We start from the raw sequence: 17,593 nt of genomic DNA, 5'->3' as shown, positions 1-17,593 counted from the left end.
CCGTGTCCCACCCGTTCACCCTCACGCTCAGCTGCCAGGAGCGCCCGGGGATCGTGCACGCGGTCAGCTCGTTCCTGTTCGGGCACGGCTGCGACATCGTCGAGCACCAGCAGTTCGACGACGCCGTCCGCGGCCAGCTGTTCCTGCGCACCGCCTTCGTCTGCGCCGAGGACACCGACTGCGAGCGCCTCTCGGCGGACTTCCGGGCGGTGGCCGACGAGTTCGGCATGAGCTACCAGGTCAGCGGCGACCGGCCGCTGCGGGTGGTCGTCATGGTGTCGAAGCTCGGTCACTGCCTCAACGACCTGATCTTCCGCTGGCGGGCCGGCAGCCTGGGCGCCGAGCTCGTCGCCGTGGTGTCCAACCACGAGGACCTGCGCCCGATGGCGGAGGCGGCCGGTCTCCCGTTCGTCCACGTCCCGGTGACGCCGGCCACCAAGCGCGAGGCCGAGGCACGGCTGCTCGACCTGGTCGACGAGCACCGGGCCGATCTGGTCGTCCTGGCCCGCTACATGCAGATCCTCTCCGACGAGACGTGCGCCGCCCTGTACGGCCGGGCGATCAACATCCACCACTCGTTCCTGCCGGGGTTCAAGGGGGCCAAGCCCTACCACCAGGCCTTCGACCGGGGGGTGAAGCTGGTCGGTGCGACCGCCCACTACGTCACCCCCGACCTGGACGAGGGGCCGATCATCGAGCAGGAGGTCATCCGCATCGACCACACCTACGACCCGCGCGCCCTCGCCACGGTCGGCCAGGACGCCGAGGCGCTGGCGCTGTCGCGCGCCGTCCGGTGGCACAGCGAGCAGCGGGTGCTGCTCAACGGGCACAGCACCGTCGTCTTCCGCTGACCCGGCCGCCCGGGGCTGCGCCCGTGGCCCTCGACCGGGCTGGTCACGCCGGCGCCACCGAGGGAATCCGCTGCCGCCTTGCGCGCGTTACCCGGGCGCGGGCACCCGGCCGGCCCCGGCCACCGGGTGGATCGGCAAGCAGGGAGGCGGGATGGGTACCGACACGACCGGTCCGACGGTCGTCGGCTGCACCCGGTGCGGACGAGGCAACCGGGTGCCGAGCACCGGCCGCGGGCGCGCGCGCTGCGCCGCGTGCGGCGCCGACCTGCCCTGGCTGGTGAGCGCGGACGACACCGACTTCACCGGCGTGGTCGAGGAGAGCCGGCTGCCGGTGCTCGTCGACGTCTGGACGCCGTGGTGCGGGCCGTGCCGGATGGTCGCTCCCGTGGTGGAGCAGATCGCCCGCGAGCGGGCCGGCCGGCTCAAGGTGGTCAAGGTCGACGCGGACGCCGCCCCGCAGGTCAGCAGCCGCCTCGGGGTGCGGAGCATCCCGACCCTCGTGCTCTTCGCGAACGGGCAGGAGCAGGCCCGGGTCACGGGTGCGCTGCCCGCTCCGGCGATGCGCCGTTGGCTCGACGACGCCCTGACCGCGGTTCGCTGAGCCGTCCACCCGTCCCGCGCCCACCCACCCGTCGATGCGCCGTCGGGCGGCCGGTCAGTCCTCGCGTGGCTGAGTCGGCATCGCCAGCGTCACCCAGTCGTGCATGCCGCCGCGGTAGTACGCCAGCGCACCGGCGGGGTGGCCGGCCTCCAGCAGCTGCCGGATGGCGTCCGGGGACTGGGGGCACTGGGGGCCGTTGCAGAAGAGGATCGACAGCCGGTGGGGGTCCAGCTCACCGCGGCGCTCGACCACCTGGTCGTGGGGGATGAGCACCGAGCCGGGGATCGTGCGGCCGCCGAACGACCCGGCCGTGCGGCAGTCGACGAGCAGTGCTCCCCGTGCGGCCAGGTCGGTGAGCTCCAGCTCGCCGACGGTGCGGACGCCGGGAGCGGACTCGAGGCTCTGCAGCTCGCCCCACGTGGTGTCCACCGCGACGACGTCCGTGGCCCCCTCGACCGGCCACGGCACGCTGCGCGGCGCCTCGCGACGAGAACGTCCCTGCCGCTGCATCTCTCCGTCCTCCACGGTCACGAGCCTCCCACCCGCCCGGGCACGACGCTCCCGGAGCACGCGCCCCCGACACGGGCCGTCCCTGCTGCCCGGCGCCGCGGCCGGGCCTCGTCGAGCCGACCGTGCCGGTCCTCGTCGAGCCGACCGTGCCGGTCCTCGGCAAGGTGTACGGGGAGCCGGCCCGGTCGTGGGCCGGCCCCCGGTGCCGCGGGGAGCGCGAGGGAGGAACCCGACGTGAAGCTGCTGCTGCCCGACTCGGTCCCGCTGGCCCCGGACCTGCCCGAGGGTGTCCAGGCGGTCGTCTACGGCGCCGGCGCACCGGTGCCCGACGAGCACCTCGACGCCGACGCGCTGGTGGTGTGGGGCAGCTCCGAGGCCGATCTCGCCGCGATCGCCGGACGGATGCCGCGGCTGCGCTGGGTGCAGACCCTCGCGGCCGGGCCGGACGCGGTGCTCGGCGCGGGCTTCCCCGAGGGCGTCGTCCTCACCTCGGGGGCGGGGCTGCACAACCGGACGGTCACCGAGCACGCGCTGGCCCTGGTGCTCGCGCTGCTGCGCCGGCTGCCCGCCGCCGGGCGGGCCCAGGCCGGGCACCGCTGGGCCGGGGAGCTCGGGGGGCTCCAGCCGCTGCACCCCGAGGGGGCGGTGACGACCCTCATCGACGCCCGGGTGCTCATCTGGGGCTTCGGTTCGATCGGCCAGACCCTGGCGCCGGTGCTGCGCGCGCTCGGCGCCCGCGTGCGGGGCGTGGCGCGCAACGAGGGGGAGCGGGCCGGGTTCCCCGTCGCCGCCGAGGCCGACCTGGAGCGGGAGCTCGCACGCACCGACGTGCTGGTGATGATCCTGCCCTCGACCGCCGGGACCAGGCACGCCCTGGACGCCCGCCGCCTGGGCGCGCTGCCGGCGCACGCCCACGTGGTCAACGTCGGCCGCGGCTCCACCGTCGACGAGGCTGCGCTCACCGCGGCCCTGGCGGAGGGCCGGCTCGCCGGCGCGGCGCTCGACGTGACCGAGACCGAGCCGCTGCCGCCTGACTCCCCGCTGTGGGACGCGCCGGGCCTCCTCCTCACCCCGCACGCCGCCGGGGGCCGGCCCGTCGGCTCCGACGAGCTGATCGCCGCGAACGCCGCGGCGCTGCTGGCCGGCGGGCGGCTGCGCAACGTCGTCGAGCGCTGAGCCACCCCGGATGCGCGGACGCCCCGGCCCGCGCGGTGCGGGCCGGGGCGTCCGGTCGGGCAGTGCCTACCGCAGGTCGAAGCGGTCGAGCTCCATGACCTTGACCCAGGCGGCGACGAAGTCGCGCACGAACTTCTCCTCGGCGTCGTCGGCCGAGTAGACCTCGACGATGCCCCGGAGGATGGAGTTCGAGTTGAACACCAGGTCGGCCGCGGTGGCGGTGCGCACGACGTTGCCGTCGGCGTCCAGCCCCTCGTAGATGCCCTCGGTGTCGACCGAGGTCCGCCACGAGATCCCCAGGTCGAGCAGGTTGCGGAAGAAGTCCTGCGACAGCACGCCGGGGTTGTCGGTGAAGACGCCGTGCCGGACACCGCCGGTGTTGGCGCCGAGCACCCGCAGGCCGCCGACGAGCAGGGTCATCTCCTTGGCGGTCAGCTCGAGCATGTAGGCCCTGTCGACCAGCAGCGTCTCCGGCTGGAGCTTGCTGCCCGGTGCGATCCAGTTGCGGAAGCCGTCGGCCCGCGGCTCGAGCCAGCGGAAGTTGTCGACGTCGGTCTGCTCCTGGGAGGCGTCGGTGCGGCCCGGGGAGAAGGGCACGGTCACCTGGACGCCGGCGTCGGCCGCGGCCTTCTCCACCGCCGCGCTGCCGCCGAGCACGATCACGTCGGCGAGCGAGACCCGCTTGCCGGTCTGCTCCTCGAACTCCGCCTTCACGCGCTCGAGCACCGGCAGCACGTCCCGGACGCCCTCGTTGACCGCCCAGCCGATCTGCGGCTCGAGCCGCAGCCGGGCGCCGTTGGCGCCGCCGCGCTTGTCCGTGCCGCGGTAGGACGCGGCGGCGGACCAGGCCGTGTGCACCAGCTGGGGGACGGTCAGCCCGGAGGCGAGCAGGCGCTGCTTGAGGTCGGCGACCTCCGCCTCGCCCACGAGCTCGTGGTCGACGGCGGGGACCGGGTCCTGCCAGATGAGCTCCTCGGCCGGCACGTCCGGGCCGAGGTAGCGGCTCTTCGGGCCCATGTCGCGGTGCAGCAGCTTGAACCAGGCGCGCGCGTACTGGTCGGCGAAGTACTCCGGGTCGTCCCGGAACCGCTCGGCGTACAGCCGGAGCTCGGGGTCGACCTTGAGCGCGAGGTCCGTGGTCGCCATCATCGGCGGGTTCTTCTTGCCCTCGATGTGCGCGTCGGGGACGAGCTCCTGCGCCTCGGGGTTCTTGGGCTTCCACTGCTTGGCGCCGGCCGGGCTCTCGGTGAGCTCCCAGTCGTAGCCGAACAGCGTCTCCCAGTAGGAGTTGTCCCACTGCGTGGGCGTCGGGGTCCAGGCGCCCTCGAGGCCGCTGGTGATCGTGTCGGCGCCCTTGCCGGTGCCGTGCTGGCTGATCCAGCCCAGGCCGTTGCCGTGCACCGGGCAGCCCTCGGGCTCCGGGCCGACGAGCTCGGGGTTGCCCGCGCCGTGCGTCTTGCCGAAGGTGTGGCCACCGCCGATGAGGGCGACGGTCTCCTCGTCGGTCATGCCCATCCGGCGGAAGGTCACCTTGATGTCGTGGGCCGAGGCGAGCGGGTCGGGCTGGCCCTTCGGACCCTCGGGGTTGACGTAGATCAGACCCATGGTCACCGCGGCGAGGTGCCCCTCGTCGAGGTCGAGCGGGGCCTCGTCGGCGTAGCGCTCGTCGCCGAGCCAGGTGTCCTCCGGACCCCAGAAGACCTCCTCGGGCTGCCAGACGTCCTCGCGGCCGAAGGCGAAGCCGAAGGTCGGCAGGCCCATGTCGTCGTGCGCGACGTTGCCGGCGAGCACGAGCAGGTCGGCCCAGGACAGCTTGCGGCCGTACTTCTGCTTGACCGGCAGCAGCAGGCGGCGGGCCTTGTCGAGGTTGGCGTTGTCCGGCCAGCTGTTCAGCGGGGCGAACCGCTGGCCGCCGTCACCGCCGCCGCCGCGGCCGTCGGCGATCCGGTAGGTGCCGGCCGCGTGCCACGACATGCGGATGAACAGCGGGCCGTAGTGGCCCCAGTCGGCCGGCCACCAGTCCTGCGAGGTGCGCATGACCTCGACGACGTCGCGCTTGACCGCCTCGACGTCGAGCTTCGCGAACTCGGCCTTGTAGTCGAAGTCCTCGCCCAGCGGGTCGGAGTCCTTCGACGGCTTGTTCAGCACCGAGAGGTCGACCTGGTTCGGCCACCAGTCCCGGTTGCTCTGGGGCCGCCGGTTCGTCACCTGGGTCGGCGACGGGATCGCCGGGTTCTCGCTCTCGCTGGTGCTGTCGGTCGCGACCTTGTTCTCTTCGCTCTTCACGGTGTCCCTCTCTCTGCTGCGGTGCGGTCGGGTGGGGCGGGGGACGGGCCGGCCGCGCAGGACGGGCAGCGGCCCCAGTAGACGACCTCGGCCTCGTCGATGACGAAGCCGCCGTCGTCGGAGGGGGTCAGGCAGGGTGCGGCACCCGTGGCGCAGTCGACGTCGACGATGGCGCCGCAGGACCGGCAGACCAGGTGGTGGTGGTTGTCGCCGACCCGCGCCTCGTAGCGCGCGACCGAGCCCTGCGGCTGGATGCGCCGCACCAGCCCGCTGTCGGTCAGGGCGCGCAGCACGTCGTACACGGCCTGGTGCGACACCGCCCCCATGCGGGCCCGGGCGGCGCCGATCAGCGTCTCGGTGTCGACGTGCGGGTGCGCGTGGACGGCGTCCAGCACCGCCAGCCGCGGGCGGGTGACCCGCAGACCCGCCGCCCGCAGGAGGCGTTCGAGGTCTGCGGCGTCCGGCACGGCCCCATCGTGGCCCCCTGTCTGGAACGAGTCAAGAACTGAGCGGGCCCGGCGCGGCCGAGAGGTCGAGGGTCCGCCAGGCCCCACCGGTCCAGGGCCGCCGGCTGAACTCCAGGCGCAGGGCGCCGGGCCGGGCGTCGATCAACTGGCCGCACACGGTGGCGAAGACCAGCCCGTCCTGCTCGTGGCGGACCACCAGCGCGCCGGGGTCGTCCTGGGGCGGTGCCGCCCGGACGAGCGCGCGCCAGCCCTCCGGGACCTCCGCCGCGGCGAAGGCGGGCAGGTGGCGGTCGGCCTTGCGGTCCTCGGGGCCGCCGGAGGTGATCATCGTCGTCCCCTCGGCGTGGGCCGTGCGGGTCAGCGCGGCACCGTCGAAGTCCCAGGTGGTCAGCCCGTCCGGGGCCGCCAGCGCCAGCAGGAAGCTCGCCATCCCCTCCAGCCGCACGTGCGCGGGCCAGTCCGCGCCGTGCGCCACCCCCAGCAGGGGGAGGACGCCGCGGCTGGCCGCTCCCGGTGCGGCGGCCGGCCGCTGCGGCCGGTTGAGCACCAGGGCGGTGACGCCGGTGCCGACGTCGGTGGCGCACCAGGTGCCGCCGGCGGCGCGGTCCCGGCCGCCGACGACGTCGGGCAGCTCGGGCCACCACCGGCCGGGGTCGTCGAACTCCCGCGTCGTCAGCTCGTCGCGCAACGCCAGGACCCGGACCGGACGGCCGGCGGCCCAGCGGACGACCACGGTGCACACCCGGCCGATGATCCCAGCGGCCGGCCCGCCCGGTCGACGGCGGGCCTCCCGCGCGGCCCTGCGAGGATCGGTGCGAGCCCGCATCCCGAGGAGGACGAGTCCGACATGCCCAGAGCCCTGCTGCTGGAGAACATCGACCCGGTGGCGGTGGAGCTGCTGTCCTCGGCCGGGTACGAGGTGGAGGCGCGGCGAGGTGCGCTCGACGAGGCCGACCTGGTCGCCGCCCTGGACGGCGTGGACCTGCTCGGCATCCGGTCGAAGACGCAGGTGACCGCGGAGGTCGTGCGCCGGCACCCCGGTCTGGCGGCGGTGGGGGCCTTCTGCATCGGCACCAACCAGATCGACCTGGCCGCCGCGGCGGGCGCGGGCGTGGCGGTGTTCAACGCGCCCTACTCGAACACCCGCAGCGTCGTCGAGCTGGCGATCGCGGAGATCATCAGCCTGGCGCGGCGGCTGAACGACCGGGACCGCGCGCTGCACGCCGGGATCTGGGACAAGTCGGCGACCGGCAGCCACGAGATCCGCGGGCGGACGCTGGGCATCGTCGGCTACGGCAACATCGGCAGCCAGCTGTCGGTGCTGGCCGAGGCGCTGGGCATGCGGGTGCTGTTCTACGACCTGGAGGACAAGCTCGCCCTCGGCAACGCCGAGGCCTGCGGCAGCCTGGAGGAGCTGCTGGAGCGGGCGGAGACCGTGTCGCTGCACGTGGACGGGCGGGCCGGCAACGCCGGGCTCTTCGGCGCCGAGCAGTTCGCCCGGATGCGCCGGCGCAGCCTGTTCCTCAACCTCTCGCGCGGCTTCGTCGTCGACCACCGGGCGCTGCGCGAGCACGTCCTGTCCGGCCACATCGCCGGGGCGGCGGTCGACGTCTTCCCCGACGAGCCGCGCGAGCAGGGCGACCCCTTCGACTCGGTGCTGCGCGGGCTGCCCAACGTCATCCTCACCCCGCACGTCGGCGGGTCGACCCAGGAGGCGCAGTACGACATCGGCCGGTTCGTGGCCGGCAAGCTGGCCGACTACGGGCGCACCGGGACGACGACGCTGAGCGTGAACCTGCCCGCGGTGGCCCTGCACGGGTCCTCCGCGGGCCGGTTCGCGCTGCTGCACCGCAACGTGCCCGGCGTCATGGCGCGCGTCGACGCGCTGGTCGGCGAGCACGGGCTGAACGTGGACGGCCAGGTGCTGGCCACCCGCGGGGAGCTCGGCTACGTCGTCACCGACGTCAACGACACCGTGCCCCCCGCGCTGCTGGCCGCCCTCCGGGCCCTCCCGGAGACCGTCCGCCTGACGGCGCTGCCCCGGCGGTCCTGAGCCGGGCGGTCGGGACGGGTCAGCGCCCGGCGGCGTCGTCCCCGTCCGGGCCGCGCTCGTCCCCGCCCTGCTCCTGGCCCTTCCCCAGCCGCACCCCCGGGGACCGGGCGTCCATGCGTTCGAGGCGCTGGCGGATGGCCGCGACGTTGAGCGCGAGGTCCTCGAGCGCCTCCACGGCGCGCGTCCCGAGCGCGAAGGTCAGGTTCTCGCGCTGCCGCTCGGGGCTCGGCTCCCGTTCGGACGGCGGTATCCGGGTGCGCCCGGGACCGCGCGTCGCCTGCGCCCACGGCTCCTCGTCGCCGCCCTGGTCGCCGAGGAACTGGCGCAGCATCCGCTGCGCCAGCTCGAGGAACTCGCCGGGGTCGGGTCGGTCGCTGGCCATCCGTCTCCTCCAGACCGTGTGCCGCTCGTCGCGCGGACCGGGCCGGTCCGGGCAGATGCGACCAACCTACGACCACCGGCCGCTCCCGACAGCCGGGGACGCCCGGCGACCCCGGCGCCGGGGCCACCGGGCGGCCCGGCTACCGGGCGTCGAGGAGCACGCCGGACAGGAAGTCGGCCAGCTCCCGGTGCGCGTCCAGGGGCAGCACGGCGGCGACGTGCTGGTCGGGCCGGACCAGCACCGTGCAGCCCTGCTCCCGGTCGATGCCCCGCAGGTCGAAGACGTCCTGCCCGGGGTCGGCGCAGAACGCCTTCTCGTGGTCGACCAGCCCGAACCTGCCCTTCCGGGGCAGCAGCACCGGCGGCAGGGCCTCGACGGCCAGGTCGCGGTGCCCCTGCTGGAAGACGGCGCGGACGTCGACCACCGCGTCCGGGTCGGCGCCGGCCGGTGTGCAGCGCAGGAGCGGTGACCCCTCCGCGGCGAGCGCGTCGAGCAGCGCCCGGGTCCGGGAGCTTGCCGACGCGGGGTCGGCCCGGTCGGCGAACACGTAGAGCCGCCAGGCGCCGTCCGCGCGGGCGACGTGCCCGAGGTGCAGCGGCTTGGCGTCGGCCAGCCGGACGACCGGGGCGGAGTGGAAGCGCATGCCCACCGGGAACCCCTCGGCGAGGTGCTGGTGGTCGGCCGGAGCGGTGATCATGGAGGATGCGTACCGGGTGGCGACGCCGGCGGTGAAGCGGCCCTGCTGCACGAAGTACCGCTGGAACTCCGCCGGGTCCACCCCCTCACCGTCCCCGTCGTCCCTCGGTGGGGCGCTGAACATGCGGGCGAACTCGCGGTCGAAGTCGATGAGCTCCCGGGCGACCGCCTGCCGCTCCTCGGTGTAGGTGCGCAGCAGCTCCGGGCGGGCGGTGCCGCGGAGGACCGCGGCCAGCTTCCAGCCCAGGTTCCAGGCGTCGGCCATGGAGACGTTCATGCCCTGGCCGGCCTTGGCGCTGTGGGTGTGGCAGGCGTCGCCGGCGATGAACACCCGCGGCAGGCGGGTGGCGGCCTCCTCGGCGGGGACGTCATCGAACCGGTCGCACAGCCGCTGGCCGATCTCGTAGACCGACCACCAGCCGACGTCCTTCACGTCGATCGAGTACGGGTGCAGGATCCGGTTGGCGACCGCGGCCAGTTTCTCCGGCGTGACGGTGCGCCGGTCGAGCAGCTCGCGGTCGTGCACCGCGTCCAGCTCGACGTAGAGGCGGACCAGGTACCCGCCCTCGCGCGGGATGATCAGCAGGTTGCCCTGGTTGGCCGAGTGGATGGCGCACTTGAGCCGGATGTCGGGGAAGTCGGTGACCGCCAGGACGTCCATCACGCCCCAGGAGGAGTTCATCGGGTCCCCGACGAGCTCGCGGCCGATCGCGGTGCGGATGCTGCTGCGGGCGCCGTCGCAGCCGACGACGTACCTCGCCCGGACCGTCGAGGTCTCGCCCGTCCCCTGCCCGCCCCGGAGGTGCTGCAGGGTGAGGGTCACCGGGTGGTCCGAGGCGCCGCCGGTGTCGATGTCGACGCCGGTGGCGTGCAGCCCGTAGCAGGGTCGCAGCCGGCCGGCCGACCGCGCCATGTGCTCGCGCAGCCAGGCGAGCATCCGGGCCTGGTTGACGATGACGTGCGGGAACTCCGACAGGCCCTCCTCGGTGTCCCGGACGCGGCCGGTGCGGGTGATCCGGCTGCGGTCGTGCGGGTCGGGACGCCAGAAGGCGACCTCGTTGACCCAGTACGCCTCGTCGACCAGGCGGGTCGCCAGGCCGAACGCCTCGAACACCTCGACGGTGCGCACGGCGACGCCGTCGGCCTGGCCGACCTCGAGCGGCCCGTCCCGCCGGTCGACGACGACCGTGCGGATGTCGGGGAAGGCGGCCAGCTGCGCGGCCAGGACCAGGCCGGCCGGGCCGCAGCCGACGATGACGACGTCGGCCTCCTCGGGCAGGCCCTCGGGCCGCCCGGCGACGGCGGGGTGCGGCTCCTCGACCAGCGGGTCGCCGGCCCGGTAACCGTCCAGGTAGAACTGCACGACTCGACTCCCTCGACACGTCCGACCTCATCCCCGACGGTCCCGGACGTCCCGCGACGAGGGATAGCCTTTTCTGCTGTGAGGAACCGACCGGCCTACGCGATCGGGTCCGTCGACTCCGCGCTGCTGCTGGCTACCCTGCTCCAGCAGGAGGGCGCCCTGCGGGTGACCGACGCCGCCGCCCGACTGGGGGTCTCGGTCTCCACGGCGCACCGGCTGCTGGGGATGCTCGTCTACCGCGACTTCGCCGAGCAGCTGGCCGACCGCCGGTACGGGCCCGGGCCGGTGCTGCGGCGGGGAGCGCTGCCCCCGGCGCCGGTCGCCCGGCTGCGCGAGGTCGCCCTGCCGCACCTGCGCGCGCTGGTCGGCGCGGTGGGGGAGACGGCCAACGTCGTGGTGCTGGCCGGCGCGGACGTCCGCTTCGTCGCCACGGTGGAGTGCGACCGGGTGCTGCGGGTCGGCGACCGCACCGGCCGGACGCTGCCCGCGCACCTGAGCTCGGGCGGCAAGGCCGTGCTGGCCACGCTCGAGGGCGCGGAGCTCGCCCCGCTGCTCGCGTCGCTGGGGGAGGCCGCGGCGGCGCGGCTGGTGCGGGAGCTGCGCACCGTCCGGCGCCGGGGGTTCGCGGTCAACGACCAGGGCACCGAGGAGGGGCTGACCGCGGTGGGTGTCGCCGTCCCGCCCGCGGGCGGCCTCGCCGGCGCCGCGCTGTCGGTGGCCGCCCCCACGGTGCGCTGCTCGGCGGACCGGCTGCCGGGCTGGGCCGGCCACCTCACCACCGCGGCGGCGGCGATCGCCCGCGACCTGGGCGCGTGACCGGTCAGCCGTCCGCGCCGCGCTGCCGGCGCCGCCAGGTGGGCGGGCCGGGTGCGTCGAGGCGGTAGCGGACGCCGACCATGCGGACGCCGAAGCAGAGGGCCGCGGCGCCGATCGCGGCCGGTGGCCCGTAGACGCCGGCGAGGCTGGTGACGACGGTGACCGTGGCCGCGGCGAGCGCGGGGATCGCGTAGAGGTCGCTGGTGAGGACGGTGGGGACCCGTCGGACGAGGACGTCGCGCAGCGTCCCGCCCCCGACCCCGGTGAGCGCCCCGAGGAGCACCGCCTGGACCGGGCCGAGGCCGAACTCGAGCGCCTTGCTGGCCCCGGTGACCGCGAACAGGCTCAGGCCGGCCGCGTCGAGCACGGTGATCGGCGTGCGGAGCCGTTCCAGGGGGCGGGCGAAGCCGAACGCCAGCAGGCCGCCGCCGGCGGCCACCGCGAGGTAGCGCCAGTCGCTGAAGGTGGCCGGTGGCAGGTCGTCGAGCACGATGTCGCGGAGGATCCCGCCACCGAGCGCGGTGGTCAGGGCCAGCGCGATGACACCGACGATGTCGAGGTCCGCGGCGCGGACGGCGGTCAGCGCGCCGTTCAGCGCGAAGGCGAAGGTGCCCACGAGGTCCAGGACCAGGAGCAGCGTCACCCGGTGATCGTGCTCCTCCCGGCCTCGGACGCCGGGGCCGGGGGACGGCGGCTGCGGGAGCGGCTACGGCCGCCCGGCGCCGTCCCGCCCGGCGCCGTCCCGCCCGGCTGAGGCGTCGCCCATCTCGTCGAGGACCAGGAGGGTGTGCGTCGCCCGGACCCCGGGGATCGCCTGGAGCCGGTTGAGGACCAGGTCGCGCAGCGCCGGGGCGTCGGTGGTGCGCACCAGCAGCACCAGGTCGTAGTCGCCGGAGACCAGGGTCGCGTGCCACACCTCCGGGATGGCCCGGATGGCCTCGCGCACGTCCTTCCAGGTCTGCTGGGCGATGCGCAGGTGCACGAGCGCCGAGACGGCCAGCCCCAGCCGCTCGGGGTCGACGACCGCCTGGTAGCCCAGGATCACGCCCTCCCGCTCCAGGCGCTGGACCCGGGCGTGCACCGCCGCCCGCGAGACGTGCACCTGCTCGGCGAGGGCGCGGACCGACAGGCGCCCGTCCCCGCGCAGGGCGTCGAGGATGCGCCGGTCGACGTCGTCCAGCCGGGGCGCGGCCGCCCCCGGCACCTCGGGCGCGGCGGGTGCGCCGGCCCCGGGTGGTCGTTCAGCCACCGGCGGCGGGCGGGTCCGCCGGCGCCGCCGCTCGGCCCGGGTCCGGCAGGGCAGTATTCACGAGGCCATGGTGGCGCACCGCGGGACCCGCGCCGCGGCCCGCCCCCGGGTCAGCCGGGGAGGTTCTGCACGTCGCCCTCCGAGGGTCCCCGGGGCGGGCGCGGGTCCGGGGAGGTCCCGCTGGGCTGGACCCGGCCGTCCGCGCCCGCGGGCGGGGCCCCCTCGGTGAGCGCGGCGGTGTTGGGGTCCAGCCGCCCCTCGACCGCCGGGTCGGCCTCGAGGCCGTCGTCGTCCCGGGCGCCCGGTGCGCCGCGGCGGCCGCGGCCGGGCAGGTGGGCGAGCCAGCGTCGTAGCAGGGCCACGGGGGCCTCCTCGTCGGGCGGGGTGCCGGCTGGTCGGGGTGGACGGGACCGCGTCAGCCGACCACCGGGAGCGTTCCGCCGCGCAGGCGGCCGTCGGTCAGCCGCGCCCGGAGCCGTCCCATCTGCTCGTGGTAGAGGTCGACGTTGCGCAGCTTGATCTCGTCGTAGCCGCGCACCATGTCGGGCAGCCCGGCCAGCTCCACCGCCAGCTCGTGGTCGGCCGGGGTGAGGCGGTCGACGATCTCCTCCAGGAGCTGCTCGTACTCCGTGACGAGCCCGCGCTCGACGACCCGGACGTGGTCGCGGCCGAAGGGGTCCAGCCGCGTCCCGCGCAGCCGCTTCATCCCGGCGAGCGCCCGGAACGCCGCCAGCCCCGCCCGGCCCGGGACGGTGATCTTCCGCTGCATGCCGAGCGCCTTCAGCGTCGGCGGGTGCAGCATGAAGCCGAACCTCGCGTCGGGGCCGAACCGCGCCCGGAGGTCGGCGGTGAGGGCGTCGTCGAGGTGCAGCCGGGCGACCTCGTACTCGTCCTTGTAGGCCATCAGCTTGTACAGGCCGGCGGCGGCGGCCTCGGCCAGCTCCGAGTGCCCCGGCACCCGCTCCGCCTCGGTGGCGCGCACCCGCTCGACGGCGCGGGCGTAGCGCTCGGCGTAGGCGGCGTCCTGGTAGCCGATGAGGTCGGCCACCCGGACGTCGACCAGGTGCTCGAGGTGGGACCCGGGCTCGGACCGGACGAGGGCGGCGAGCCTGCGGGCGGTGCGCGAGCGGGCCGGCTGCGCGGGGGTCCCGGGGGCGGCCGCCGGGGTCAGCGCCGCCTCCAGGCCCTCCGGGTCGCTGACCGCCTGCCGGCCCCGGCGGAAGGCCTGGAGGTTGGTCGCCACCGCCACCCCGTTGAGCTCGATCGCCCGCTCGATGGCGTCCGCGCTCAGCGGCAGCGCGCCGCTCTGGTAGGCGGCGCCGACCAGCAGGATGTTGGCGGCCTGGTCGCTGCCGAACAGCCGCTCCGACACCGCCTGCGCGTCGAGGCCGACGGCGGCGTCCGGCCGGGCCGCCCGTTCGATGCGCCGCAGCAGCACGCCGGGGTCCGGGAAGGTCGTCCTCGTGTCCACGACCATCTGCCCGGTGGGCACCTGGGCGGTGGACACCACGGCGATCGTCCGCGCCCGGTCGGTGACCGCGAGGTTGCCCTGCTGGGCGCCGACGAGCAGGTCGCAGGCGAGGTAGAGGTCGCAGTCGGCCGCGGTGAGCTTGTTGGCCTGGTCGACCGGGGCGGTCGTGACCCGCAGGTCCGAGACGACCGGGCCGCCCTTCTGCGCCAGCCCGGTCTGGTCCAGGCCGCGGACGAACCGGCCGTCCAGCAGGGCGGCCGTGGCCAGCGTCTGCGCCACGGTGACGACGCCGGTCCCCCCGATGCCGGTGATCCGCATCCCGAACTCGTCGGTGGGCACCCGCAGCTCGGGCTCCGGGAGCTCCGTGCCGTCGAGCTCGGCCACGGCGGAGCGGCTGGGCCCCCGCGTGCCGGGGACGACGGTGAGGAAGGAGGGGCAGTTGCCCTTCAGGCAGGAGTAGTCCTTGTTGCAGGACGGCTGGTGGATCTGCGTCTTGCGGCCGAACTCCGTCTCGACCGGGTGCACGGACAGGCAGTTGGACTGGACGCCGCAGTCCCCGCACCCCTCGCAGACCCGCTCGTTGATCAGGACGCGCATCGCCGGGTCCTCGAGCTTGCCGCGCTTGCGCTTGCGGCGCTTCTCGGCCGCGCACTCCTGGTCGTGCACGATGACGGTCACGCCCTCGATGCCGCGCAGCAGCTCCTGGGCCTCCACCATGCGGTCGCGGTCCCAGACCTCGACGCCCACCGGCAGCCGCACGCCGGCGTACCGGTCGAGGTCCTCGGTGGTGACGATGACCCGCTTCACGCCCTCGGCGAGCAGCTCCTGCACCAGCTGCGGCACCGCCTGGATGCCGATCGCCGGCTGCGCCCCCGTCATCGCGACGTGGTCGTTGTAGAGCAGCTTGTAGGTGATGTTCGTGCCCGCGGCGATCGAGGCGCGGATGGCGAGGGTGCCGGAGTGGGCGTACGTGCCGTCCCCGATGTTCTGGATCAGGTGCGGCAGGCCGGTGAACGGCGCGGCCCCGATCCACTGGGCGCCCTCGTTGCCCATCGCGGTGATGCCGATGATCGATCCGACGTCCTCCGGGCGCATGAAGACGGCGAGGACGTGGCAGCCGGTCCCCCCGCCGACGACCGCCCCGTCCGGTACCGCCGCGGCCGAGGAGTTGTGCGGGCACCCGGAGCAGAAGTACGGCGAGCGGGACAGGGTCAGCGGCGCGAGCTGCGGTCCGCCGGCCAGCCGCTCCAGCCGCTCCTCGACGGCCGGCAGGTCCGCGAAGCGACGCAGGCGCCCGGCCACCAGCCGGGCGATGGACCGGGTGTCCAGCTCGGCGTGGATCGGCACGAGGTGGGCGCCCCGCTCGTCGAGCTTGCCGAAGACCTGCGGCCGGTCGGTCAGGCCGTACAGCTCGTCCTTGACGAACAGCTCGACGAACGGCCGCTTGTCCTCCAGGACCAGGATCTCCTGCAGCCCCGAGGCGAACTCCCGGACGACCCGGCCGTCGAGCGGGTAGGGCATGCGCAGGTGCAGCAGCCGGACGCCGAGGCGGCGCAGCTCGTCGTCGTCCAGCCCGAGCTCGCGCAGCGCCTGGCGCAGCTCGAAGTAGGTCTTGCCGGAGGCGACCAGGCCCAGCCGGTCGCCGGGCGTCCGGACGGTGATCCGGTTGACGTCGTTCGCGCGGGCGTAGGCCAGCGCCGCCTCGATGCGCGCGTAGACCATCGAGCGCTCCAGCCGCAGCACGCTCTCCCCGTACAGGTGCGAGGAGGGGACGTGCTCGTAGGGGCGGCCGTCGAGCTCGGCGGTGACCATGACGGGGTCGACCCGGTCGGGCGACACCAGCGCCGAGCCCGACCCGTCGGCGACCGGGGTGGACATCTTGAGCGCGGTCCACAGGCCCGAGCACCGGGACATCGCGATCGCGTGCAGCCCCAGGTCGAGGACCTCCTGGACGTCCCCGGGGTAGAGCATGGGCATCAGCAGCGCCGCCGCGGCGAGCTCGCTGGCCCCGGGGGTGGGGGAGGACTTGGCGGTGGGGTCGTCACCGACCAGGGCCAGCGCGCCACCGGTCCGCGTGGTGCCGCACAGGTTGGCCTGGCGCAGCGCGTCCATGGCCCGGTCGAAGCCGTTGGCCTTGCCGTACCACATGCCGACGACGCCGTCGTACCGCGGCTCGGGCAGCTGCTGGGCCAGCTGGCTGCCCATGACCGACGTCGCGGCCAGCTCCTCGTTCACGCCCATCGTGTGGACGACGTGGTGCTCGGTCAGCATGGCCCGGCGGCGCTGCAGCTCCAGGTCGTAGCCGCCGAGGGGCGAGCCCGGGTACCCCGAGATGAACGTCGCCGTGTCCAGCCCCCGCGCGAGGTCCGCCCGCCGCTGGACGAGGGGCAGGCGGACCAGCGCCTGCACCCCGGTCAGGTAGATGGTGCCGTTCTCGACGGTGAACTTGTCGTCCAGCGAGAGGGGCGGCGCTTCGTGCAGGACCATGGCGAACTCGCCTCCTCGTTCGGGTGGGCAGCGGGCGGCGGCCGCGACCGGTGGGCTCAGCCGGTGGCGTGACCTCCCGGGCAACACTCGGGTCGCCCCGGCCATCTGTCCAGTCGTCGTCCCCAGGACCGGACGAGTGGTCGCGCGGGAGGGTGACCGGCCGGCCGCAGGCCCCCTCCGCGGCCGACGGGAGGCCACCCGTCCTGCCGGGGCGCGGCTCGGGTGGCGACCCGCGGACGGCGGGGCTGTCACACCCGGTCGCATAATCGAACACGTGTTCGTACCGCTGCGGTCGCCCCTCGGCCCGGTGGCGGGGGCGCCGCCCTCGTCACCCGGCCGCGCCGCCCGGTCGCGTCGCGCGGCCCCGGACGGTTGCCGTCCCGGCCCGTCCGGGTCGCACCGGTGCACCGGCCGGCCCCCGCGTCCCCTGATCCCGGAGAGGTCCCGATGACCGAGCCCACGTCCGCCCACCCGTTCCGCCGGGCCGCCGGGGAGGTCGCCTGGCGCTGCGCCTGCGGCCGGAGCCGCAACGCCGCCGTCCACCGCGGTGCCGCCGCCCCGGCGGCGAATCCGGGCACGCCCGCCCGGGCGCGGTCCGCTGCCCTCGCCCCGGCGGCCAAGTCGGCCACCCCCGCCCCGGCCAGGTCTGCCGGGCACGCCTCGGCCGGGTCCGCTGCACCCGCCCCGGCCAGGTCTGCCACGACGGAGCCGGCGCGGTCCGCCAGGCGCGCCCCGGCGCGGTCGGCCGCGCCTGCCCGGACCCGGTCCGCCGCGCCCGCCCCGGCCCGGTCCGCCGCCAGGCCGCCGGTGGTCACCGTCCCGACGGCCCACCTGCCCGCCGGCGAGCCGGTCCTGACCACCGACGTGGTCGGCAGCGACTTCGGGCTCCCGCTGGTCCGGCCGACCAGGACCCGCCAGGGGAGCCAGGTCCGGACCGTCCGCGCGCACTGCCGGGCGCACGGCGGAGTCGTCGTCTGGTTCACCGACGGGACCAAGACCCCGCCGCTGCACGGCCGCACGACGTGGGTCCTCGCCCCGCCGGACGTGCAGCGCCCCGTCGCCTGACAGTGAGGATGTGAGGGGACGGGGTCACCCCTGGTGGTCTGACTCTCCGCCTGACCGACGCCTTGCTGTCCTGCTGTGGGATGTGTCGGCCGTGTGGGGGTGGCCCCGTCCTTGCACGTC

The 17,593-nt window shown here is 75.3% G+C and carries 16 protein-coding genes; 6 read left to right on the top strand and 10 right to left on the bottom strand.

The features are described from left to right. Positions 1–2: 2 nt before the first annotated feature. Together purU and trxA are read left to right on the top strand one after the other, a co-directional pair. Complete coding sequence (gene purU, locus ACI8AC_RS22450) at positions 3–851, top strand: formyltetrahydrofolate deformylase (RefSeq protein WP_456900068.1); 849 nt, start codon at positions 3–5, stop codon at positions 849–851. Between the two features lie 214 nt (positions 852–1,065). Continuing rightward, on the top strand, positions 1,066–1,452 hold the full coding sequence (gene trxA, locus ACI8AC_RS22445) for a thioredoxin (RefSeq protein WP_456900067.1): 387 nt from the start codon (positions 1,066–1,068) through the stop codon (positions 1,450–1,452). A 54-nt stretch (positions 1,453–1,506) separates the two neighbouring features. Here the strand turns inward: trxA and ACI8AC_RS22440 are convergent, their stop codons facing one another. Beyond that, on the bottom strand, positions 1,507–1,977 hold the full coding sequence (locus ACI8AC_RS22440; protein ID WP_456900066.1) for a rhodanese-like domain-containing protein: 471 nt from the start codon (positions 1,975–1,977) through the stop codon (positions 1,507–1,509). A 219-nt stretch (positions 1,978–2,196) separates the two neighbouring features. On the opposite strand from ACI8AC_RS22440, the gene ACI8AC_RS22435 reads away from it, so the two are divergent. Then, the gene (locus tag ACI8AC_RS22435; protein WP_456900065.1) at positions 2,197–3,138 is read left to right on the top strand and encodes an NAD(P)-dependent oxidoreductase; all 942 of its coding nucleotides are present in this window, start codon (positions 2,197–2,199) and stop codon (positions 3,136–3,138) included. 66 nt (positions 3,139–3,204) lie between these two features. On the opposite strand, the gene katG is transcribed toward ACI8AC_RS22435, so the two are convergent. From katG to ACI8AC_RS22420, 3 genes are read right to left on the bottom strand one after another with little or no spacing between them, the layout of a single operon-like run. Further along, positions 3,205–5,424 (bottom strand): catalase/peroxidase HPI, encoded by a 2,220-nt coding sequence (gene katG, locus ACI8AC_RS22430; protein WP_456900064.1) that lies wholly within the window; start codon positions 5,422–5,424, stop codon positions 3,205–3,207. Continuing rightward, entirely contained in the window at positions 5,421–5,891 is a 471-nt protein-coding gene (locus ACI8AC_RS22425) for a Fur family transcriptional regulator (protein ID WP_456900063.1), read from the bottom strand. Before ACI8AC_RS22425 ends, katG begins: the two co-directional genes overlap by 4 nt. Positions 5,892–5,922: 31 nt before the next feature. Further along, positions 5,923–6,633 (bottom strand): NRDE family protein, encoded by a 711-nt coding sequence (locus ACI8AC_RS22420; protein WP_456900062.1) that lies wholly within the window; start codon positions 6,631–6,633, stop codon positions 5,923–5,925. A gap of 105 nt (positions 6,634–6,738) precedes the next feature. Here ACI8AC_RS22420 and serA point away from each other — a divergent pair, with 105 nt between their 5' ends. Next, positions 6,739–7,944 carry a phosphoglycerate dehydrogenase gene (serA, locus tag ACI8AC_RS22415; protein ID WP_456900061.1) on the top strand — a complete coding sequence of 402 codons (1,206 nt, stop codon included), beginning with the start codon at positions 6,739–6,741 and terminating at the stop codon, positions 7,942–7,944. Positions 7,945–7,963: 19 nt separating this feature from the next. Here the strand turns inward: serA and ACI8AC_RS22410 are convergent, their stop codons facing one another. Both ACI8AC_RS22410 and ACI8AC_RS22405 read right to left on the bottom strand, forming a co-directional pair. Continuing rightward, positions 7,964–8,326 (bottom strand): hypothetical protein, encoded by a 363-nt coding sequence (locus ACI8AC_RS22410; protein ID WP_456900060.1) that lies wholly within the window; start codon positions 8,324–8,326, stop codon positions 7,964–7,966. 139 nt (positions 8,327–8,465) lie between these two features. Further along, a complete protein-coding gene (locus ACI8AC_RS22405; protein WP_456900059.1) occupies positions 8,466–10,385 on the bottom strand; it encodes an FAD-binding monooxygenase in 1,920 nt (639 codons plus the stop codon). 78 nt (positions 10,386–10,463) lie between these two features. Here ACI8AC_RS22405 and ACI8AC_RS22400 point away from each other — a divergent pair, with 78 nt between their 5' ends. Next, positions 10,464–11,201 carry an IclR family transcriptional regulator gene (locus ACI8AC_RS22400; protein ID WP_456900058.1) on the top strand — a complete coding sequence of 246 codons (738 nt, stop codon included), beginning with the start codon at positions 10,464–10,466 and terminating at the stop codon, positions 11,199–11,201. 4 nt (positions 11,202–11,205) lie between these two features. On the opposite strand, the gene ACI8AC_RS22395 is transcribed toward ACI8AC_RS22400, so the two are convergent. The 4 genes from ACI8AC_RS22395 to ACI8AC_RS22380 form a co-directional block, all read right to left on the bottom strand. Beyond that, the gene (locus tag ACI8AC_RS22395) at positions 11,206–11,844 is read right to left on the bottom strand and encodes a trimeric intracellular cation channel family protein (RefSeq protein WP_456900057.1); all 639 of its coding nucleotides are present in this window, start codon (positions 11,842–11,844) and stop codon (positions 11,206–11,208) included. Between the two features lie 63 nt (positions 11,845–11,907). Next, positions 11,908–12,450 carry an Lrp/AsnC family transcriptional regulator gene (locus ACI8AC_RS22390; RefSeq protein ID WP_456900056.1) on the bottom strand — a complete coding sequence of 181 codons (543 nt, stop codon included), beginning with the start codon at positions 12,448–12,450 and terminating at the stop codon, positions 11,908–11,910. A gap of 110 nt (positions 12,451–12,560) precedes the next feature. Then, positions 12,561–12,812 (bottom strand): hypothetical protein, encoded by a 252-nt coding sequence (locus tag ACI8AC_RS22385; RefSeq protein WP_456900055.1) that lies wholly within the window; start codon positions 12,810–12,812, stop codon positions 12,561–12,563. 53 nt (positions 12,813–12,865) lie between these two features. Then, positions 12,866–16,408, bottom strand: a complete 3,543-nt coding sequence (locus tag ACI8AC_RS22380) for an indolepyruvate ferredoxin oxidoreductase family protein (RefSeq protein ID WP_456900054.1) — start codon at positions 16,406–16,408, stop codon at positions 12,866–12,868. 807 nt (positions 16,409–17,215) lie between these two features. Between ACI8AC_RS22380 and ACI8AC_RS22375 the strand changes: the two genes are divergently transcribed. Further along, entirely contained in the window at positions 17,216–17,473 is a 258-nt protein-coding gene (locus tag ACI8AC_RS22375; protein WP_456900053.1) for a hypothetical protein, read from the top strand. The last annotated feature ends 120 nt before the right edge of the window (positions 17,474–17,593 follow it).

It is taken from the genome of Geodermatophilus sp. SYSU D00758, from assembly GCF_054049955.1.
The sequence above is the reverse complement of the archived record's forward strand: the minus strand, read 5'-3'. Positions and strand labels throughout refer to the sequence as shown.